The 22,438-nt window shown below is 38.2% G+C and carries 16 protein-coding genes and 1 pseudogene; 12 read left to right on the top strand and 5 right to left on the bottom strand.

Features of this window, described 5'->3' with window-relative positions; translation table 11 throughout:
- The 3 genes and pseudogenes from QZ565_RS02190 to metK form a co-directional block, all read left to right on the top strand.
- A pseudogene (locus QZ565_RS02190) lies at positions 1-126 on the top strand (hydrolase); the annotation flags it as partial.
- Between the two features lie 140 nt (positions 127-266).
- A complete protein-coding gene (locus tag QZ565_RS02185; protein ID WP_070478659.1) occupies positions 267-1,610 on the top strand; it encodes a DEAD/DEAH box helicase in 1,344 nt (447 codons plus the stop codon).
- Positions 1,611-1,972: 362 nt separating this feature from the next.
- On the top strand, positions 1,973-3,163 hold the full coding sequence (gene metK / locus QZ565_RS02180) for a methionine adenosyltransferase (RefSeq protein ID WP_033681393.1): 1,191 nt from the start codon (positions 1,973-1,975) through the stop codon (positions 3,161-3,163).
- Between the two features lie 83 nt (positions 3,164-3,246).
- On the opposite strand, the gene QZ565_RS02175 is transcribed toward metK, so the two are convergent.
- The 5 genes from QZ565_RS02175 to QZ565_RS02155 form a co-directional block, all read right to left on the bottom strand.
- On the bottom strand, positions 3,247-3,882 hold the full coding sequence (locus QZ565_RS02175) for a GNAT family N-acetyltransferase (RefSeq protein ID WP_061589832.1): 636 nt from the start codon (positions 3,880-3,882) through the stop codon (positions 3,247-3,249).
- 134 nt (positions 3,883-4,016) lie between these two features.
- A complete protein-coding gene (locus QZ565_RS02170) occupies positions 4,017-4,316 on the bottom strand; it encodes a DUF1827 family protein (RefSeq protein ID WP_000767189.1) in 300 nt (99 codons plus the stop codon).
- Positions 4,317-4,374: 58 nt separating this feature from the next.
- The gene (locus QZ565_RS02165) at positions 4,375-4,827 is read right to left on the bottom strand and encodes an NUDIX hydrolase (RefSeq protein WP_061589831.1); all 453 of its coding nucleotides are present in this window, start codon (positions 4,825-4,827) and stop codon (positions 4,375-4,377) included.
- A gap of 129 nt (positions 4,828-4,956) precedes the next feature.
- A complete protein-coding gene (locus QZ565_RS02160; RefSeq protein ID WP_295524915.1) occupies positions 4,957-7,215 on the bottom strand; it encodes an ATP-dependent Clp protease ATP-binding subunit in 2,259 nt (752 codons plus the stop codon).
- Positions 7,216-7,444: 229 nt separating this feature from the next.
- On the bottom strand, positions 7,445-7,675 hold the full coding sequence (locus tag QZ565_RS02155) for a DUF1797 family protein (protein ID WP_000443570.1): 231 nt from the start codon (positions 7,673-7,675) through the stop codon (positions 7,445-7,447).
- A 190-nt stretch (positions 7,676-7,865) separates the two neighbouring features.
- Here QZ565_RS02155 and QZ565_RS02150 point away from each other — a divergent pair, with 190 nt between their 5' ends.
- The 9 genes from QZ565_RS02150 (at position 7,866) to glyQ (ending at position 22,289) form a co-directional block, all read left to right on the top strand.
- Positions 7,866-8,549: an amino acid ABC transporter permease gene (locus tag QZ565_RS02150; RefSeq protein ID WP_033686685.1), complete on the top strand. Its 684-nt coding sequence runs from the start codon at positions 7,866-7,868 to the stop codon at positions 8,547-8,549.
- The gene (locus QZ565_RS02145; protein ID WP_295524910.1) at positions 8,549-9,283 is read left to right on the top strand and encodes an amino acid ABC transporter ATP-binding protein; all 735 of its coding nucleotides are present in this window, start codon (positions 8,549-8,551) and stop codon (positions 9,281-9,283) included. The genes QZ565_RS02150 and QZ565_RS02145 overlap by 1 nt, the downstream gene beginning before the upstream one ends.
- Before the next feature lie 373 nt (positions 9,284-9,656).
- Positions 9,657-10,220 (top strand): HAD family hydrolase, encoded by a 564-nt coding sequence (locus tag QZ565_RS02140; protein WP_295524928.1) that lies wholly within the window; start codon positions 9,657-9,659, stop codon positions 10,218-10,220.
- A gap of 14 nt (positions 10,221-10,234) precedes the next feature.
- Positions 10,235-12,181 carry a DNA topoisomerase (ATP-hydrolyzing) subunit B gene (gene gyrB, locus QZ565_RS02135; RefSeq protein ID WP_295524907.1) on the top strand — a complete coding sequence of 649 codons (1,947 nt, stop codon included), beginning with the start codon at positions 10,235-10,237 and terminating at the stop codon, positions 12,179-12,181.
- Positions 12,182-12,262: 81 nt separating this feature from the next.
- On the top strand, positions 12,263-13,990 hold the full coding sequence (ezrA, locus tag QZ565_RS02130; protein ID WP_295524904.1) for a septation ring formation regulator EzrA: 1,728 nt from the start codon (positions 12,263-12,265) through the stop codon (positions 13,988-13,990).
- A 136-nt stretch (positions 13,991-14,126) separates the two neighbouring features.
- The gene (gene pgdA / locus QZ565_RS02125) at positions 14,127-15,518 is read left to right on the top strand and encodes a peptidoglycan-N-acetylglucosamine deacetylase PgdA (RefSeq protein ID WP_295524901.1); all 1,392 of its coding nucleotides are present in this window, start codon (positions 14,127-14,129) and stop codon (positions 15,516-15,518) included.
- Between the two features lie 207 nt (positions 15,519-15,725).
- Positions 15,726-20,681 carry a S8 family serine peptidase gene (locus QZ565_RS02120; RefSeq protein ID WP_295524898.1) on the top strand — a complete coding sequence of 1,652 codons (4,956 nt, stop codon included), beginning with the start codon at positions 15,726-15,728 and terminating at the stop codon, positions 20,679-20,681.
- Positions 20,682-20,964: 283 nt separating this feature from the next.
- On the top strand, positions 20,965-21,336 hold the full coding sequence (locus QZ565_RS02115) for a GFA family protein (RefSeq protein WP_004259961.1): 372 nt from the start codon (positions 20,965-20,967) through the stop codon (positions 21,334-21,336).
- A 35-nt stretch (positions 21,337-21,371) separates the two neighbouring features.
- Entirely contained in the window at positions 21,372-22,289 is a 918-nt protein-coding gene (glyQ, locus tag QZ565_RS02110; RefSeq protein ID WP_261116583.1) for a glycine--tRNA ligase subunit alpha, read from the top strand.
- The last annotated feature ends 149 nt before the right edge of the window (positions 22,290-22,438 follow it).

Raw genomic sequence — 22,438 nt, 5'->3', positions numbered from 1 at the left:
CGAATTGATTATGTCTTTACTACCAAAGAGTTAGCGGTGGAAAATTTACATGTCGTATTTGATGGTAACAAGAGTCCACAAGTGAGTGATCACTATGGCTTGAGTGCTATTTTAAACTGGAAATAATAACTGAAAAGAGGTTGGAATCATGAAATTCCAGCCTTTTTCTGACTAGAAAAGGTACTGGAAATAGCCTAAATAAGTGAGACTACTGAAATGGAATAAAATGTGGTATAATTTATAAGATAGATAGAATCGAGGATATTATGTCATTTACGAAATTTCAATTTAAAAACTATATTAGAGAAGCCTTGGAGGAGTTGAAATTTACAACTCCAACAGAGGTACAAGATAAGTTGATTCCCATTGTCCTGGCAGGCCGAGATTTGGTTGGAGAATCAAAAACAGGTTCAGGTAAGACTCATACTTTCTTGTTACCAATTTTCCAGCAATTAGATGAAGCTAGTGATAGTGTACAGGCAGTGATTACGGCACCGAGCCGTGAGTTGGCTACTCAGATTTACCAAGCAGCTCGTCAGATTGCAGCCCACTCAGAAGTGGAAGTTCGTGTGGTTAATTATGTGGGGGGGACAGATAAGGCTCGCCAGATTGAGAAATTGGCAAGTAACCAGCCTCATATTGTTATCGGAACGCCTGGACGTATCTATGACTTGGTTAAATCCGGTGATTTAGCTATTCACAAGGCCAAGAACTTTGTGGTCGATGAGGCAGACATGACCTTGGATATGGGATTCTTGGAAACTGTTGATAAGATTGCTGGCAGCCTTCCAAAAGACCTGCAATTCATGGTCTTCTCAGCGACTATCCCACAAAAACTGCAACCATTCTTGAAAAAATACTTATCAAATCCTGTTATGGAGAAAATCAAGACCAAAACGGTTATTTCTGATACTATTGATAATTGGTTGATTTCTACTAAGGGACGTGATAAGAATGCTCAAATTTACCAGTTGACTCAGTTGATGCAACCGTATTTGGCAATGATTTTTGTTAACACTAAAACGCGTGCTGATGAATTACATTCATATCTGACTGCTCAAGGCTTGAAGGTGGCAAAAATCCATGGAGATATTGCCCCTCGTGAGCGCAAACGTATCATGAACCAGGTGAAAAATTTGGATTTTGAGTATATTGTCGCAACGGATTTGGCCGCGCGTGGAATTGATATTGAAGGTGTCAGCCATGTTATCAATGATGCCATTCCGCAAGATTTATCTTTCTTTGTGCACCGAGTTGGTCGTACTGGACGAAATGGCCTACCAGGTACTGCTATTACCCTTTATCAGCCAAGTGATGACTCAGATATCCGTGAGTTGGAGAAATTGGGAATCAAGTTTACTCCTAAGATGGTCAAAGACGGGGAATTTCAAGATACTTATGACCGTGATCGTCGTGCCAACCGTGAGAAAAAACAAGATAAACTTGATATCGAAATGATTGGTTTGGTTAAAAAGAAAAAGAAAAAAGTCAAACCAGGTTATAAGAAAAAAATTAAATGGGCGGTTGATGAAAAACGCCGCAAGACCAAGCGCGCTGAAAATCGTGCTCGCGGTCGTGCAGAGCGTAAAGCAAAACGCCAAACATTTTAATAGAAAAAGTTGGAGTACTGAGCTCCAATTTTTTTTTATTTATGAGAACGAACTATCTAAACAGAAACACTACATTAAAGACTGCAAATTGCGCTAAAAAATGGTATAATGATAGAGTTATATAGTCCCGATAAGATGGTAGGCATTTATCGCGAAGAGTTTTCCTATCAGTACTTTGTAATTTGCAAAGACTGACGGCTCCATACGGTTGCCGCTATAATGCGGTCACCCTATGCGCCTTACTAGCTTCAGAAATAAAAAATTATCGTTTTTATTTCTTTCGCGTCGTAACTCTTAGACTATAGAAATACCTATCAGTACTTTGTAACTCTATAACACTATTTTTAAGGGGGGACATTTTTATGTCAGAACGTAAATTATTCACGTCTGAATCTGTATCTGAGGGGCATCCGGATAAGATTGCAGACCAAATTTCAGATGCGATTTTGGATGCTATTTTAGCTAAGGATCCAGAGGCGCACGTTGCTGCTGAGACAGCTGTATATACTGGTTCCGTCCATGTTTTTGGTGAAATATCTACAAATGCTTATGTGGATATTAACCGTGTGGTTCGTGACACTATTGCAGAGATTGGCTACACCAATACAGAATATGGTTTTTCTGCTGAGACTGTAGGAGTACATCCATCTTTGGTGGAACAATCTCCTGACATTGCTCAAGGTGTTAACGAAGCCTTGGAGGTTCGTGGGAATGCAGACCAAGATCCGCTTGACCTGATTGGCGCTGGTGACCAAGGGCTCATGTTTGGATTTGCAGTGGATGAAACAGAAGAGCTCATGCCATTGCCAATCTCACTCAGTCATAAATTGGTTCGTCGTCTGTCAGAACTTCGTAAGTCTGGGGAAATCAGCTATCTTCGCCCAGATGCTAAATCACAAGTTACTGTTGAGTATGATGAAAATGACCGTCCAGTACGTGTGGACACAGTTGTTATTTCAACTCAGCACGATCCAGAAGTCAGCAACGAACAAATTCATAATGATGTGATTAACAAGGTCATTAAAGAGGTTATTCCAGCCTCTTACTTGGATGAGCAAACAAAATTCTTCATCAATCCTACTGGTCGTTTTGTAATCGGTGGACCTCAAGGGGACTCAGGTTTGACTGGTCGTAAGATTATCGTAGATACATATGGTGGCTACTCTCGTCACGGCGGTGGTGCTTTCTCTGGTAAAGATGCGACTAAGGTGGACCGTTCTGCGTCATATGCGGCTCGCTACATTGCCAAGAATATCGTTGCAGCAGGTCTTGCTAAGAAGGCAGAAGTGCAACTGGCCTACGCTATCGGTGTTGCGCAACCTGTTTCTGTTCGTATCGATACCTTTGGTACAGGAACAGTAGCTGAAAGCAAGCTTGAAAAAGCAGCTCGTCAAATCTTTGATCTTCGCCCTGCAGGGATAATCCAAATGCTAGACCTCAAGCGTCCAATTTACCGTCAAACAGCGGCTTATGGACACATGGGACGTACAGATATTGACCTTCCATGGGAACGTTTGGATAAGGTAGATACTTTGAAAGAAGCAGTCAAATAGATAAGAAAACCAACGTTTTGAACGTTGGTTTTTATAAATATAAGTTATCCTTATTTAAATAGGATTTGTAAATTGCTGGCCTGTTATAATTTATTCATTGTTTTTAAAAATGCCCAGTTACCAATTGATTTTGCCCCGTATTTTAAGTCCATATAGTCCAGTAATACATAATCGTTTTTTTTGTAGAATGAGGTATTTCTAGCTGTACTAGTTATGAGTCCCAAGTGTTTACAGCCTTTTGATTTGACATAAGGTTCAATCCCTTGTGTCAGAAAAGTACTGCCTATTCCCCGCCCCTTACTTTCTATATTGACAGCTAAAGCCATCAAATACCAATCAAACTCCCCTGATTGTTCTAAATGCTTTTTGGAACGTTTTACAAAGTCAAAGTATTTAAGGAGATTTTGTGGTCGAATGTAGCGAAAAATGTTTGTCCCACCATTTCGTAGATAGGATAGTATACAGAAATCATTTTGTTGCAAAAGGGCAACTGCAAGTAATTCTCCATCTTGTTCCGCAACCAAACAGTTTCCTTTTTTAATATAGACTCTAGTAAGCAGAATTTGCAATGTTTCTACAAAAGCAGGATAGGAGTCAGGTTTCTTCAAATCATCCCTTATAATCGTTAAAAAGGGATAGTCAAGAAAAGAATTAGCTAATAGTTTTCCAATTTTTTCGTATTCTTCAAGTCTTGCCTCTCGATATATCATGTCTCCCATGCTTGTCTCCTTTGTTACCTATAAAATTGTGTATGATAGGATTTCAAGATAAAAAATTGGAGATGATTTAAAAAGCTAAATAAACCCAATTTTGTTCCATAAGGTTTAAAGCACTTTCTAATCTCTCCAAGATTTTATTTGGTTGGAATCGAAATTCCAATTAATTTTTCTGAATAGAGGGTTTTGATATTGGCTTCATCAATAGAGTCCTTATCAATTTTACGTTTCAAGAAAAATTCTTGAATAGCTTCGATTTCAGGTTCGCGAATAGCGCGGTGTTTGTTTGAGATGAGGATTTCATAGTGAAGCGGAGCTTGGGTAAAAATAACATCTGTATTACCTGCAGAATAAACTTCAACAAGGGTTGCATCTGTACTTTCTAGCTGGCTTTTTACAAGTTGCGAGTGTGAGTTTGTTGTATTGATAAGCTTCATAACATTTCCTCCGATTTTCTAATTCTATTATAGCACTTTTTGAATAAAGTAGCTTGATTTAGCCAATCTTATGCTGTTTTTTCCAAGATTCGATAGCCCATTTATGGCTACCACGTTTGAGGTTTTCAATAGCCTCATCAATAGGGAACCAGGCAATATGATTAAAGTCTTCTAGTGGCTTTTGCACTTCTTTGAAAGAAATCGCTTCATAGAGGTAGGCTGGATTGTAGTAGTAGGTGTCACGGTGACGAGAATAGAAATATTCGTCAGCTTGTCCGTAATAGGTACCAATTTCAGCTGTAAAGCCAAGCTCTTCAATCAATTCACGCTTTAGGGCTTCTTGATGATTTTCACCTGCTTCAATTTCACCACCTGGTAGGAACCAAGCACCATTAGGTGCTTGAACAAGAACAATTTGTTTTTGTTCAGCATCAGGGATAACTGCATATACGCCATAGCGTGAAACATAGTCTGTATTTGCTTTCTTTTCTCCGAAAGTTGGGTTTGCCATTGGATTTTCCTCATTATTTATTATCTTTATTATTATCTTAATGGACAAAGACCGAGCTGTCAAGAATTTAAAGTTATTTTAATAAAAAGGAGCAGAAAATTTTCATTTTCTACTCCTTTTCTATAGGATTTATACTTCTTTTTCAGAAGTTTTAACTTCAGCTTTTTTAGCAGATTTGATTTGAATCTTGCCCTTGCTGGTCATAACTGCCTTGAGGTCTTTTTCACTTGGATTTTCAAGGTAGTAGTCAGTGATTGCATCCTCAATATAGTCTTGAATAGTACGACGAAGTGGGCGTGCTCCCATTTTTGGATCATAGCCTAGGTCAACTAATTTTTCCTTGACCTTGTCAGTTACATCCAAATGAATGTTATTGCTAGAGAGGCGCTTGTTAACGTCTGCTAGCATCAGCTCGACAATCTGAAGGAGGTTGTCCTTGCTGAGAGCCTTAAATTCGATAATACCATCAAAACGGTTCATAAACTCTGGGCTAAAGAAGTTGCCGAGTTCACCGAGAACAGAATTGGTACGCCCTTCTCTAGTAGCACCAAATCCAACACTGGCTTCGGCTTTTCCAGTCCCAGCATTTGAAGTCATAATGATGATGGCATCCTTGAAGCTAACGGTGCGTCCTTGACCATCTGTCAAACGACCATCGTCCAAGACTTGAAGGAACATGTGCATAACATCTGGATGAGCTTTTTCTACTTCATCGAGAAGGATGAGGGAATATGGATTGCGACGAACTTTTTCAGTTAATTGCCCAGCCTCATCGTAGCCAACATAACCTGGAGGGGCGCCGACCAACTTAGCCACGCTGTGTTTTTCCATATATTCACTCATATCGAAGCGAATCATACTGTCAGCAGAACCAAAGAGTTCGATAGCTAGTTGTTTGGAAAGTTCTGTTTTACCGACACCAGTTGGTCCGACAAAGAGGAAGCTTCCAATTGGACGGTTAGGCGTACCGAGACCGACACGATTCCGGCGAATAGCCTTGGCAATCTTATCGACTGCATCATCTTGGCCAATAACATGAGACTTGAGGTCTTCAGCTAGATGGATGAGTTGAGATTGTTCTTTCTCTTTCAAATCACCAACAGGGATATTGGTTTTCTGCTCGATAATGTGCTCAATGGTTTTCTCACTGATGATAGGAGTATCTTGGTCTGTGACCTTTTTCTTTTGCATTTCCTTATACTTGGCAATCTGGTCGCGGAAGTAGGCGGCCTTCTCAAAATCTTCCTCTCGTGTAGCTTGAGATTTAAGATTTTCAGCCTCAATCAAGCGCTGATCGATTACTTTAGGATCAACAAAATTCAAGGTCAAGTTCATCTTTGAACCAGCTTCATCCAGGAGGTCGATGGCCTTGTCAGGTAAGAAGCGATCTTGGATGTAACGATTGGAAAGAGTTGCAGCTGCTTCAATCGCAGCATCGGTATACTGAACGTGGTGGTAGTCTTCGTATTTCTTTTGAATTCCTTTGAGGATAGTGATTGTTTCTTCCACTGTTGGTTCATCGACCTTAACAGGTTGCATACGGCGTTCTAGGGCAGCATCTTTTTCAATGATGCGGTATTCATTGAGGGTAGTTGCACCGACCAGTTGCAGTTCACCACGAGCAAGGGCTGGCTTGAGGATATTTCCTGCATCCATATTGCCATCGCCCGCAGATCCCGCACCGACAATTTCATGGATTTCATCGATAAAGAGGATAATATCCTCACGTTTGCGAATTTCTTCCATGAGCTTTTGCATGCGTTCTTCAAATTGTCCTCGGATACCCGTTCCTTGAACTAGGCTAACCACATCCAGACGGATGACTTGTTTGCCTTGGAGTTTATGTGGAACATCGCCATCAACGATTTTCTGAGCTAGACCTTCGACAACGGCAGTTTTCCCGACACCTGGTTCACCGATAAGAACAGGATTATTCTTGGTTCTGCGATTGAGAATTTCGATGACACGGATAATCTCATCGTCGCGCCCAATAACGGGGTCAATATCTCCACGACGGGCAATTTCAGTTACGTTGATACCAAATTCTTCCAGCAGGCCTTTTTCTTGGCTTGGTGGAGGAGTTTGAGCAGGTCCACAATTTTGGGAACCATAACCGCCGTTTCCACCGTAACCTCCACCTGATTGGGTTGGGGGAGTCGGTGGAGTGTTGTTAGAAGGTCTAAAATTGTTTAGGTCATTGAAGAAATCACCAAAGGGATCAAAGTCACGATTGTTCAGATCCGTCATACCTTTAAAGAGGCTATTGTTAGGATCTGTCTTGATAATCTTATAGCAGTTTTGACAAAGGTCAATTTGTTTTTGCTTTCCATTAAGATTGGTATAAAGATGAATTGTTGAGTCATTGATTTTACAGTTTTGACAAAGCATACATCTACCTCATTTCTTTCTTTAGCCTGACCTGTTTAAAGGTCAAAAATAGTCAAATTTCTATACTCTCATTATAACAGGATTGGGGTGTAAAGCAAGTAAAAAGATTGCAGCTTTGAGAAGTTGTTACAATGAAAATTTTTGTGATTTTAGGGAATAAAAAAATCCTATTTGTGAGACAAAAAGGATTTTGGTTAGACATGCAGGGTGTAACCCAGCTTGTTTTGTATTAGTAAAGGAGTTCGTAAATCTCCATTGCAATCAAGTCAATGCTGTCAAACGTATAAGTTTCGCGAGCTTCGACATCACGAAGGGTAAAGATTGAGCCGTTTTCTTCGTCGTGGCTGTATGCAACTTCTGCAACAACAACTCCTTCGCGTTCAAAATTACGTTTTAAATTTCCGCCGTCTTTAGCCATTGCTTCAAGGCGGTTGATGATTCTAACCAAATGTGATTCCATTTTGATTCTCCTTCATTTCTTATCGTTACTATTTTACCATAAAGGAGGCCAACTTGCCTAGAAAAAACTAAGATTTCTCGCTAATTCTACCAGCTTAAAGTTTTTTTGAATAAATTAGACAAAAGATTTGAATTTTAATTCATTCCATGTTATAATCATACAGTATTCTATTTTAGAAAGCAGTGTGACTATGAATTTTTCTTTTTTACCTAAGTATTTACCTTATTTTAACTATGGGGCTGTTGTGACGGTTCTCATTTCTATCTGTGTTGTCTTTTTGGGAACTATTTTGGGTGTTGTCTTGGCTTTTGGGCAACGTTCAAAGTTTAAACCGTTTGTTTGGCTCGCCAACTTGTACGTTTGGATTTTCCGTGGGACACCGATGATGGTTCAGATTATGATTGCTTTTGCTCTTATGCATATCAATGCTCCGACTATTCAGGTTGGGATTTTGGGTGTTGATCTTTCTCGTCTGATTCCAGGAATTTTGATTATCTCTATGAACAGTGGTGCTTATGTTTCTGAGACTGTTCGTGCCGGGATTAATGCGGTGCCTAAGGGGCAGTTAGAGGCGGCTTATTCGCTAGGGATTCGTCCTAAAAATGCCATGCGTTATGTGATTTTGCCACAAGCAATCAAAAATATTTTGCCAGCATTGGGGAACGAATTTATCACCATTATCAAGGATAGTTCCCTCTTATCAGCTATCGGTGTTATGGAGTTGTGGAACGGGGCTACAACAGTTTCTACAACAACCTATCTACCTCTGACTCCACTTTTATTTGCAGCCTTTTACTACTTGATTATGACTTCTATTTTGACAGTAGCCTTGAAAGCTTTTGAAAAACGTATGGGACAAGGAGATAAGAAATAATGACAGATACCTTGATAAAAATCGAAAATTTACATAAATCATTTGGAAAGAATGAAGTATTAAAAGGAATCAACCTAGAGATAAAACGTGGAGAAGTTGTTGTTATCATCGGTCCTTCAGGGAGTGGGAAATCTACCTTGCTTCGCTCTATGAATTTGCTGGAAGAAGCAACCAAGGGGAAGGTTATCTTTGAGGGAGTCGATATCACGGACAAGAAGAATGATCTCTTTGCCATGCGTGAGAAGATGGGCATGGTTTTCCAACAATTTAACCTCTTTCCTAACATGACTGTGATGGAAAATATCACCTTGTCACCTATCAAGACCAAAGGTGAGAGCAAGGTAGTGGCTGAGAAGAGAGCCCAAGAGCTGTTGGAAAAAGTTGGTTTGCCAGATAAGGCAGACGCTTATCCACAGAGTTTGTCAGGTGGCCAGCAACAACGGATAGCCATTGCGCGTGGGTTGGCCATGGAACCAGATGTTTTGCTCTTTGACGAGCCAACTTCAGCCTTGGACCCTGAAATGGTAGGAGAGGTATTGGCTGTTATGCAAGACCTTGCCAAGTCAGGGATGACTATGGTTATCGTAACACATGAAATGGGATTTGCCCGTGAGGTGGCAGACCGTGTTATCTTTATGGCAGACGGTGTGGTTGTTGAAGACGGAACACCAGAGCAGATTTTTGAACAAACCCAAGAACAACGGACTAAGGACTTCTTGAGTAAGGTTTTATGAGTTAGCTTTGTGGAGCTATTTGTAGCCAACTTTAAACTTTCAAGAGAAGATTAGTGACAAGCTAGGCTCAATACCAGTCAAGTGGAACTTACTTTGAGAAGTTACCCCCCTTATTAATAACATCCATAAATTGGATATTAGGATTTTTATATAAAGTAGTTTTGTGTTAAAATATAATTGTTCCATATGATTCTCTCTAATGATGGTTTGGTTGCTTTTCATTATAGATTATATGGGGCTTTTTTCTACAAGAAAATAGGTTTCATAATATTTATAATAGATTCACCCTATACAAATAGTATAGAGCATTTTTTATGTAGAAAACTCAGGGAAATCATCGCTTTTTTAACGAAAAAATGGTATAATGAAAGCTATGAAATATCACGATTACATCTGGGATTTAGGTGGAACTTTACTGGATAATTATGAAACTTCAACAGCTGCATTTGTTGAAACATTGGCACTGTATGGTATCACACAAGATCATGACAGTGTCTATCAAGCTTTAAAGGTTTCTACTGATTTTGCGATTGAGACATTCGCTCCCAACTTAGAGCATTTTTTAAAAAAATACAAGGAAAATGAAGCCAGAGAGCTAGAACACCCGACTTTATTTGGTGGAGTTTCGGACTTATTGGCAGATATTTCAAGTCAAGGTGGGCGTCATTTTTTGGTCTCTCACCGAAATAATCAAGTCTTGGAAATTTTAGAAAAAACCTCTATAGCAGCTTATTTTACAGAAGTAGTCACTTCTAGCTCAGGATTTAAGAGAAAACCGGATCCTGAGTCCATGATTTATTTAAGAGAAAAGTATCAGATTAGCTCTGGTCTTGTCATTGGTGACCGACCGATTGATATTGAAGCAGGTCAAGCTGCTGGACTGGATACCCACTTGTTTACCAGTATCGTGAATTTAAGACAAGTATTAGACATGTAAGAAAAAGGAATAAGATGACAGAAGAAATCAAAAATCTGCAGGCACAGGATTATGATGCCAGTCAAATTCAAGTTTTAGAGGGCCTAGAGGCTGTTCGTATGCGTCCAGGGATGTATATCGGGTCAACCTCAAAAGAAGGTCTTCACCATCTAGTCTGGGAAATCGTTGACAACTCAATCGATGAGGCCTTGGCAGGATTTGCCAGCCATATTCAAGTCTTGATTGAGCCAGATGATTCGATAACTGTTGTCGATGATGGACGTGGTATTCCAGTCGATATTCAGGAAAAAACAGGCCGACCTGCTGTTGAGACAGTCTTTACGGTTCTTCATGCTGGAGGAAAATTCGGCGGTGGTGGCTATAAGGTCTCAGGTGGTCTTCACGGAGTGGGATCCTCAGTTGTTAACGCCCTTTCAACTCAATTAGACGTTCATGTCCACAAAAATGGTAAGATTCATTACCAAGAATATCATCGTGGTCATGTTGTCGCAGATCTTGAAGTAGTTGGAGATACGGATAAAACGGGAACAACAGTTCACTTTACACCGGATCCAGAAATTTTCACTGAAACAACCACTTTTGACTTTGATAAATTAAATAAACGTATTCAGGAATTGGCCTTTCTAAATCGTGGTCTTCAAATCTCCATTACAGATAAGCGTGAGGGGCTAGAACAAACTAAGCATTACCACTATGAAGGTGGGATTGCTAGTTACGTTGAATATATCAATGAGAACAAGGATGTTATCTTTGATACACCAATCTATACTGACGGTGAGATGGATGATATTACCGTTGAAGTAGCCATGCAGTACACAACGGGTTACCATGAAAATGTCATGAGTTTCGCCAATAATATCCACACTCATGAAGGTGGAACGCATGAACAAGGTTTCCGTACAGCCTTGACACGTGTCATCAACGATTATGCTCGTAAGAATAAGTTACTGAAAGACAATGAAGACAACCTAACAGGGGAAGATGTCCGCGAAGGGTTAACTGCAGTTATCTCAGTTAAACACCCAAATCCACAGTTTGAAGGACAGACCAAGACCAAACTGGGGAATAGCGAAGTGGTCAAAATTACCAATCGTCTCTTCAGTGATGCCTTCTCTGATTTCCTTATGGAGAATCCTCAAATTGCAAAACGCATTGTAGAAAAAGGAATTCTGGCTGCTAAGGCTCGTGTGGCTGCCAAGCGTGCGCGTGAAGTCACTCGTAAAAAATCTGGTTTGGAAATTTCCAACCTTCCAGGTAAACTAGCAGACTGCTCTTCTAACAATCCTGCTGAAACAGAACTCTTCATCGTCGAAGGAGACTCAGCTGGTGGGTCAGCCAAATCTGGTCGTAACCGTGAATTTCAGGCAATTCTTCCAATCCGCGGTAAGATTTTGAACGTTGAAAAGGCAAGTATGGATAAGATTCTAGCTAACGAAGAAATTCGTAGTCTTTTCACAGCGATGGGAACAGGATTTGGTGCAGAATTTGATGTTTCAAAAGCTCGTTACCAAAAACTTGTTTTGATGACCGATGCCGATGTCGATGGAGCCCACATTCGTACTCTTCTTTTAACCTTGATTTATCGTTATATGAAACCAATTTTAGAAGCTGGTTATGTTTATATCGCCCAACCACCAATCTATGGTGTCAAGGTTGGAAGCGAGATTAAAGAATATATCCAGCCAGGAGCAGACCAAGAAATTAAACTCCAAGAAGCCTTAGCCCGCCACAGTGAAGGTCGTGCCAAACCAACTATTCAGAGGTATAAAGGTCTGGGTGAAATGGATGACCACCAATTGTGGGAAACAACCATGGATCCGGAACATCGCTTGATGGCCAGAGTTTCTGTGGATGATGCAGCTGAGGCAGATAAAATCTTTGATATGTTGATGGGGGATCGAGTAGAGCCTCGTCGTGAGTTTATCGAAGAAAATGCCGTCTATAGTACACTTGATGTCTAAAAAATCGGGAGAACTAGTTCCCTTGGTCTAAAAAATATGATATAATCATTACGATTGTTTCAAGTAAAAAAGGAGTTTAATATGTCTGGTACACTAGTAATTTATCTTGCAATTGCTGTTGCAGTTTTCTTAGTGATTGCCTATGCTATCGCAATCTACGTACGAAAACGCAATGAAAGTAAATTAGCAATTTTAGAAGAGAAAAAAGAAGAGCTGTACAATCTTCCAGTAAACGATGAAGTTGAAGCTGTAAAAAATATGCACTTGATTGGACAAAGTCAAGTGACTTTCCGTGAGTGGAACCAAAAATGGGTTGACCTATCTCTTAACTCTTTTGCGGATATCGAAAATAATCTTTTTGAGGCAGAAGGCTATAACAACTCATTCCGTTTTTTCAAGGCCAGTCATCAAATTGACCAAATCGAGAGTCAAATTACCTTGATTGAAGAAGATATTGCGGCAATTCGCAATGCTTTGGCAGATTTGGAGAAACAAGAGTCTAAAAATAGTGGACGTGTTCTTCATACCTTGGACTTGTTTGAAGAGTTGCAACACCGAGTGGCTGATCATTCTGAAGAATATGGCCAAGGTTTATCTGAAATCGAAAAACAATTGGAAAATATCCAATCAGAGTTTTCTCAGTTTGTTACTTTAAATACTTCAGGTGACCCAGTAGAAGCTGCTGTAATTTTGGATAATGCTGAAAATCATATCTTGGCTTTGAGTCACATTGTTGACCGCCTGCCAGCGATTGTAAAAACATTATCTAAAGAGCTACCTGATCAATTGGAAGATTTGGAAGACGGTTACCGTAAACTTTTAGATGCTAATTATCATTTTGCTGAAACGGATATTGAATCTCGCTTCCAATTGCTTTATGAAGCTTTGAAGAAAAACCACGAAAATATTGCACAATTAGAGTTGGATAATGCTGAGTATGAAAATACTCAAGTTCAAGAAGAAATCAATTCACTCTATGATATCTTTACACGAGAAATCGCTGCTCAAAAAGTAGTAGAAGGCTTAGTTGCAACACTTCCTACATATTTGAAACACATGAAAGATAGTAATGCTGTTTTAGTGGAAGATATTCAACGATTGAGTAACAATTACCTGCTATCTGAAACGGATGTTAGTCATGTTCATAGATTACAAGCTGAGTTAGAATCTTTAGAAGAATCTGTATTGGAATTAACTTCTGAACAAGAGGAACATTCTGAACCTTATTCATTCCTTGAAGATCGTTTGGAAAACTTACAAGCGACTTTGAAGGAAATTGAAGATGAACAAGTTGCGGTTAGTCAACGCCTTGCTCAGATTGAAAAAGATGATATCAATGCTCGCCAGAAGGCAAATGTTTATGTTAATCGTCTTCACACAATTAAGAGATATATGGAAAAACGCAATCTTCCAGGTATTCCTCAGAATTTCTTACAGTTGTTCTTTACAGCAAGTAACCATACTGAAGAGTTGATGGCTGAACTAGAAGAAGCTCGGGTCAATATCGAAGCTGTGAACCGTATGCTTGAAATTACAACCAATGATATGGAAGCACTTGAAGAAGAAACATATAATATTGTTCAATATGCAACATTGACAGAACAATTGCTACAGTATTCGAACCGTTACCGCTCATTTGATGAACGAATTCAAGAAGCTTTTAATGAATCATTAGAAATTTTTGAAAAAGAATTTGATTATCATGCTTCATTTGATAAGATTTCGCAAGCTTTGGAAGTTGCAGAACCAGGTGTAACCAACCGTTTTGTCACTTCATACGAAAAAACACGTGAGACGATTCGTTTCTAACATAATAAAAGGCTCTAAAATATTTGTAGTGGGTAAATCCCCCTATAGATATTATGGAGCCTATTTTTTTGTTCAAAACGAGTAATAGTACTTATTTCTCATTGAAATTATAGCCTGAATTTGATATGATATTTCTATGGATAAAAGTAGAGCAAATCGTGTTGAGCACGATAAAAAGAGAATCGGTTTAATAGCCCTAGTAGCTATCTTTTCAGTAAGTATTTGTGTCCTTGGTTCAATGATTGGATACAAAATATATACAAAGCAAAGTTTTGAACAAAGGATTGAAACGCTCAAAAAAGAGAAAGATGATCAATTGAGTGAGGGAAATCAGAAAGATCATTTTCGTAAGGGACAAGCCGAAGTAATTGCCTATTATCCTCTCCAAGGGGAGCAAGTGATTTCATCTGTAAAAGAAATCATGACACAGGATATTAAGGAAAATCTGGAAGACAAGGAAAATCTAGTTTTTTATTATACTGAGAAACAGGATTCGACTTTAAAAGGGATTGTTAACCGAAGTGTGATGAAACAAGTCTATGATTTAACTTCGTCAAAAGTTGAAGAGACTGAAAAAACTAGTCTGGCAAAAGTCCATTTGACAGAAGATGGTAAACCTTTTACACTTGATCAATTATTTTCAGATCCTAGTAAAGCCAAAGAGCAGTTGTTAAAAGAAATCACCTCTTTCTTACAGGATAAGAAATTGGACCAAGAAAAGATTGATCAAGTTGTTAAAGGCTTCTCTGATCAAGACTTGTCTGCATGGAATTTTGATTACAAGGATAGTCAGATTATCCTTTATCCAAGTCAGTCAGTTGAAAATCTAGATGATATTTCCTTACCAGTATCTAGTTTCTTTGATGTAGTACAATCCTCTTATTTATTAGACAAGGATGCCGAACTTTATAAGGCTTATTATGAAAAGAAAAACCAAAAAGTGGTAGCTCTAACTTTTGATGATGGACCAAATCCTGCAACGACAAATCAAGCATTAGATACACTTTCTAAGTATGGTATCAAGGCAACTTTCTTTGTTTTAGGTAAGAATGTTTCTGGAAATGAAGAGATTTTGAAACGCATGAAATCGGATGGCCATGTTATTGGAAACCATAGTTGGAGTCATCCAGTGCTTTCAAAACTTTCACTTGACGAAGCTAAAAAACAGATTACTGATACTGAGGATGCGCTAACTAAAGTGTTGGGTTCTAGTTCCAAACTTATGCGTCCGCCTTATGGAACCATTACAGACGACATTCGAAATAGCCTTGATTTGAGTTTTATTATGTGGGATGTGGATAGTCTGGATTGGAAGAGTAAGAATGAAGCAGCAATTTTGACAGAGATTCAACGTCAAGTTCGTAATGGTTCGATTATCTTAATGCATGATATCCATGCTGAAACAGTCAATGCTTTACCAAAGATTATAGATTATCTAAAAGAGCAAGGATATCACTTTGTCACAGTTCCTGAAATGCTTAATTCACGATTAAAAGCACATGAACTATTCTATGACCGTGATCAGTAAGACTTTTGCTGAATAACTAATTAAATCGTAAGTAATTTTTCAATAAATAAATTTAGTCTTGTATTAATCGAGGCTAAATTTTTTTATGTTTAAATCTCATGATAGGATTAGTTAATATTACAAATTTGTTACAAAATAATATTTTGATAGAATTTTCAGATAATTTGGTATATAATACTTTTAATTTAAATAAAAAGGAGTGATTTTATGGGAGATTGCAAAGATTTTTGTCATAACAAGTACCAAATAGCAACAATTTTTCTGCTAACGGTCTTTGCTTTCGGATTTGCTTTCGCACAGGTTGGTGCCGATGAGGGAAAATTTGAAACATCCAATCAAGTTACACGTACTGTAACGACTAATAAATTAGATGATTCAAATAAGCTTGCATCACCAGTCACGGCTGACAAGAATGCTCTAAATTCTTCTTCGAAAGAAAAAACAGAAGTGATAGAGTCATTAAAACAAGATGATTCTATCGAGTATAGAGATAATAAGTCAGACAAGGATTTAACCACACAGAAAGAAACGACTGCTATAAAAAGTGAAGAGAAGAAGGAAGAATCAGCAGTGAAAAGTAATTCTTCTTCAGAAAGCATACAATCACAGTCGTTATCTCAAGGTGGACATAAAGAAAAGCCGAACAGTATCTCCAGTAATGAAATTATTACTGTCCCTAAAACCTGGGAAGCAGGACATAAAGGACAAGGAACTGTAGTCGCTGTTATAGATTCAGGTCTTGATTTGAATCATGAGGTTTTGCGTATTTCTGATCCGTCAAAGGCGAAATTTAAAAATCAGGATGATATCGAAAAAGCTAAAAAGGCTGCTGGTATTGACTATGGGAAATGGTACAGTGACAAAGTAGTATATGCTTATGATTACTTTGATGGAACTGATAATATAAAAGAGGCTGAAAAAGAGTCTCATGGAATGCACGTTACTGGAATTGTAGCTGGAAATCCTGTTAATAAAGCACCGAATTCTGAGAAGGTTTACGGGGTGGCGCCAGAAGCTCAAATTATGTTTATGAGAGTTTTTTCAGACAGAGATAAAACTACAGCCTCTGCCCTTTATGTAAAAGCTATTGATGATGCTGTTGCATTAGGTGCAGATGTGATCAATATGAGTTTGGGTGCAGGTGCGGGTTCAACGGTAGATGCTGGTTCAGATATCATTGATGCAGTAAAAAGAGCACGCGCTAAAGGAGTATCTGTTGTTATCGCTGCAGGTAATAGTAATACTTTCGGTAGAGGTTTTTCACAACCATTGGCAGCAAATCCTGATTATGGTCTTGTCGGAAATCCCTCTACAGTGGAAGATTCAATTTCTGTTGCTTCTATTAATAATAAAATTCTAACTACTGAAGTCTTTGAAGTAAAAGGTTTAGAAAATGACGCTACCCTTGATTATGGTAAGTTTGATTTTAATAGACCTGAAACAGAAAAAGATTTTGAAAACGGGAAAGAATACGAATATGTAGCAGCGGGTATTGGTCGTGAAGAAGATTTTGCTAATATTGATGTAAGAGGCAAGTTAGCACTGATTCAACGTGGTAAAATTAATTTTTCTGATAAGATTAAAAATGCTCTTCAACATGGTGCAGCTGGAGTTTTAATTTATAACAACGTTGAAGGTGCAAATGTTAGTATGTCTGTTACAGGTGATGCTAAGAAAATCCCATCTGTCTTTATTTCAAAACATTATGGTGAAATTCTTAAGTCTGGTCAGTATAAAATTGTCTTTAATCACAAGATGGATAATCGTAAATCAGATGTTGCAGACCAATTGTCAGATTTTTCAAGTTGGGGAGTTACAACAGATGGACAATTGAAACCAGATGTTACTGCACCTGGTGGAAATATCTATTCATCATTTAACGATAATAGCTATGGAAGTATCAGTGGAACAAGTATGGCGGCTCCTCATGTAGCTGGTGTCGCAGCATTAGTCAAAGAATATTTAGCAAAGAAACATCCTGAATTATCAGCTAGTCAAATTTCAGAGATTGTAAAAGCTTTAATTATGTCTACTGCAAAACCACATTTTAATAAACAAACTGGAGCCTATACTTCTCCACGTCAGCAAGGTGCTGGCGTAGTTGACACGATGGCGGCAACAAGCACAGATTTATTTGTAACAGGTGCAAATAACTATCCAAGTGTTACTCTTGGCAATGTTGGTGATAAATTTACCTTTGAAGTTACAATTCATAATATTTCGGATAAAGACCAAACACTGAAGATGATTGTAAATACAAATACGGACGAAGTTACTGAAGGGAAATTCACTCTCCGTCCACGAAAACTAACTGAAACAGTTTGGCCTGAAGTAACTGTGAAAGCTCATAGTACGAAGACGGTAACAGTTAGTGTAGATACAAGTAAGTTTACTGAAGAACTTAGCAAAATAATGCCAAATGGTTATTTTCTAGAAGGATTTGTTAGATTTGTTAATCCTGCAGATGATGGTTCTGTTATTGGTTTACCATTTATGGGATTTAAGGGAGAATTCCAAAATCTACCTGCAATTGAAAAACCAATTTATCAATTGATTAAGGAAGGAAACAGTGGATTTTACTCTGAAATTGATAAAGATAATCCAGGAATTTCACCTTCAGACGATGCAACTTATTTAACAAGTTCTGAAAATGATGTAAATGTTTTAAAAGCAGAGCGTCAAGGAAGTCGAGTGACTGTACTCGGAGTGAAACAAGATGCTGAAGGAAAATACCATCTACAATTAGATGAAAAGGGGAACATCCGCCTTGCTATCTCGCCAAATGAGGATGGTAATAAAGATTCTGTTAAATTTAAAACTCTTGTCTATAGAAATTTGGTAAATCTTCGTGCGACGGTTTATGATTCTTCGGATACAACACACAGTCAGCCTATTTGGCAAAGTCGTCCAACAGACCTTGTAAAAAATTATTTTGATGGCGATACTAGAAATCCAAGAAGTTACATTTTAGATAAAACAGCTTGGGGAGGACAGGATTCTAATGGAAATCGAGTTTCTGATGGAATTTATGACTATGTTATTAGTTATAAGCCAGATGTCCCTGGAGCTGAGGAACAATATACAACATTTAAAATTCAAATCGATACACAAAAACCTCTGATTACTTCGGGATATATTCGTTCTCAAAAAGATCAAGAACAATTTATAGCTCGTAAACCTCAGGATGTAGGAAATGGCGGAATTCTTCTAGAAAAAGTCTTTTATATTCGTCCTTCTGAAAATAGAGAAGCGACAGATTCAGAAATCGAACTGTATCAAATTATCAAACAAAATGAAGATGGTAGTTATACACTTCCTAAGAACGTTGATAAATCGCACATATTCTATTATGTAGCAGACTTTGCGGGAAATGTAGATTTTATATCTCTCAAAGATCTTGTAGGTGAAGAAAATAGTGGCCGTGTAAAAATTGCTATACTAAACAATAAAACCAAGGATGAGATTGATACAACTTATGTTTATCGCATTAAAAATAGCGAAGGTCAATATGTAACTGTTGACAAGTCAAAAGATATTAATTTCTTGAAATTTGGGCATTATGTTGCAGAAATTTTTAGCTATGACCGTACAGAGTTAAAATTTGTGAGTGCTCTATCTAAGGAATTTGATTTAACGAAAGAAAACAGTTTTCAAACTATTACCTTCTTGGCTAACAAAATGAAATATGCTCCAGTAACGATTGGCTTTAATCAAGCTGTTCCTGGAACTACAACGATTACTTTAGTAGGTGAAGACGGTCAGAGTCAAGTCTTGCCAGCTGAAACATATGGTAAACATTCTTATGGTAAGAAAGTAGTTACTGGTGAATATAAAGTTCTTGTAAATCTATCAAACGGTTATGAATTACTTGATAATCTTCAACCATTTAAAGTTCTGTTTGGTAAAAATAATGTTTTGTCACTTTCAGTTGTTTCTAAGTTAGCTCTGATTGCAGCTTTAAATAAACAAATGGAAGTAGTTAAAACTCCGAGATATTATAATACAAAACAGAAGTTAAAAGAGATTTTTGATCAAAGTGTCAAAGATGCGCAACTAGCATTGGGAAGTAAACTTAACCAAGATAAAATTGACCAAATTGTTAAAGCTTTAGAGTCTGCTATGCAAACATTGGATGGTAAGGAATCTGATATCACATCATTGAAGAATGCCATTAAAGCATATGCTGAGACAGTTAAAAAAGGTAAATATATAAATTCTGATCAAGAACGCAAAGGTCGATATGATCGTGAATTTAAACTCTTGGCATTATTAATTACGAAAGATTTGATAACACAAGATGAAATTGACCGCCTATTGACCACTTTCTTGCAAGCACAAGAACAGCTGAATGGGAAAGAAACAGATTTCATGAGCCTGAAAAATGTTATCGTGGATGAAGTGAAGTTCCAAGACAAAGATCCAAGATTTTTGACAGCTAGCAAAGAGGAGAAAGATGCATATAATCTTATTTTCAACAAAGCTAAGTTACTTTTGGAAAATACAGAAGCTAGTCAAGAAGAAATTAATGAAGTAATCAATGCTCTAAAAGATATGGCTGGAAAACTTAAGGCTAATAAAGTAGAGATTCCAGCTAAAGCAGTTGTACCAGTTAAGCCAGTTACCCCAGCTAAAGCAGTTGTACCAGTTAAGCCGGTTAGTCCAGCTAAACCAGTTGCATCTGTTAAGCCAGCTAATCCAACTAAACCAGTTGTAACGATTAAACCAGTTAGTCCAACTAAACCAGTTGTAATGATTAAGCCAGTTAGTCCAACTAAACCAGTTGTAACGGTTAAGCCAGTTACTCCAGCTAAACCAGTTGTAACGCTTAGTCCAGTTATTCCAACCAAGCCAGTTTCTCAAGTGCAACCTGTTAAATTAGTAAGTCACAATAGACAAGTCTCAACTATTAAGTCTTCAATTAGCAATGATAAAATTGAGAAAGCTACATCAATTGCAATACATCATTCCAATATAGAAGTTAAGCATGAGAATAAAACACTAGCTGGAAGTAGTCAACAAGTGCTTTTAGCTACAGTCAACAAAGAAGGAAAACAATTACCAGCCACTGGTGCGAATAACATGATTTCTATTATGCTAAGTATTTCCGGAATTTCTCTCTTATTGTCAGTTATTGGACTTGCAACTTTTTCAAAAAGTGAGTAGAGAATACAATACATCTTTCTATAGTTTTTGATTTACAGTATGTTACAATTCTGATATAATAGTCAGGAGGAAAGAAAGTCTTATGGCGTTCTTCAAGCGAGCTTGGGATAGTGGGAGCCAAGTAGGGCAAAATAAAGAACTGGCGCTTTCTGTAGTATTTTCAAAAACAATGAAGTAATAAATTAGGGTGGAACCGCGTTTCTGACGCCCCTAGTCGTAAGGCTTGGGTGTTGAAATTCGGTTCTTTTTGAATTCGTCTAATGCCTAAGTAGAAAGGAGCATAATGCTTAAAGGATCTTGTTTATGTAAAGCAGTCACCTACACTCTAGATGAAGAATTGTCGGAAATAGTTTTTTGCCATTGCTCATTTTGTCGGAAAGCAACTGCGTCTGCCTACACAGTTAATGCCAAAGTTAGCAGCAAAAATCTGGCACTGTATGGAAAAGAGAATTTGGTTACTTTTAGTTCATCTCCAGGTAAACAACGTTATTACTGCCAGAATTGTCACAGTCAAATTTTCACTACTCAAGAAAATATACCAGAAGTTTGTGCTTTGAAATTAGGAACAATAGATGAATGCGATCAGAATTTACAAACTGTTCCCAAACGTCATATTTTTCAGGACCCAGCTTTTTCTTGGTTGCTTGATAAATAAATTTAAAAAGATAATATAAATAAAAGGAGAAAATAATGTCTAAAAAATTGACTTTCCAGGAAATCATCCTTACTTTGCAACAATTTTGGAATGACCAAGGTTGTATGCTTATGCAGGCTTATGATAATGAAAAAGGTGCGGGAACCATGAGTCCTTACACTTTCCTTCGTGCTATCGGACCTGAGCCATGGAATGCAGCGTATGTAGAGCCATCACGTCGTCCTGCTGACGGTCGTTATGGGGAAAACCCTAACCGTCTTTATCAACACCATCAATTTCAAGTGGTTATGAAGCCTTCTCCATCAAATATCCAAGAGCTTTACCTTAAGTCTTTGGAAAAATTGGGTATCAATCCTTTGGAACACGATATTCGTTTCGTTGAGGATAACTGGGAAAATCCATCAACTGGTTCAGCTGGTCTTGGTTGGGAAGTTTGGCTTGACGGTATGGAAATTACTCAGTTTACTTACTTCCAACAAGTAGGTGGATTGGCAACTGGCCCTGTGACTGCGGAAGTTACCTATGGTTTGGAGCGCTTGGCTTCTTATATTCAGGAAGTGGATTCTGTCTATGATATCGAATGGGCTGATGGTGTAAAATACGGAGAAATCTTTATCCAGCCTGAGTACGAACACTCAAAATATTCATTTGAAATTTCGGATCAAGAAATGTTGCTTGAAAACTTTGATAAGTTTGAAAAAGAAGCTGGTCGTGCTTTGGAAGAAGGATTGGTGCACCCTGCCTATGACTATGTTCTCAAATGTTCACATACCTTTAACCTACTTGATGCGCGTGGTGCCGTATCTGTAACAGAGCGCGCAGGCTATATCGCTCGTATCCGTAACTTGGCCCGTGTCGTAGCCAAAACTTTTGTCGCAGAACGCAAACGCCTAGGCTACCCACTTTTGGATGAAGCAACACGAGCTAAACTCTTAGCAGAAGACGCAGAATAGTGAGTAATACTGTGCTCTAAAATCGTTAGAGGCAAGTCGAAGACTTGCTAGAGGGATATGCACCGCCGTACTTTTATGTGGGGATTTTTGAAACCTTATACTCTTCGAAAATCAAATTCAAACCACGTCAGCTTCACCTTGCCGTACTC

This window comes from uncultured Streptococcus sp., assembly GCF_915066115.1.
In the GTDB taxonomy this organism is placed as follows: domain Bacteria; phylum Bacillota; class Bacilli; order Lactobacillales; family Streptococcaceae; genus Streptococcus.
This window is presented reverse-complemented; position numbering and strand designations above follow the sequence as displayed.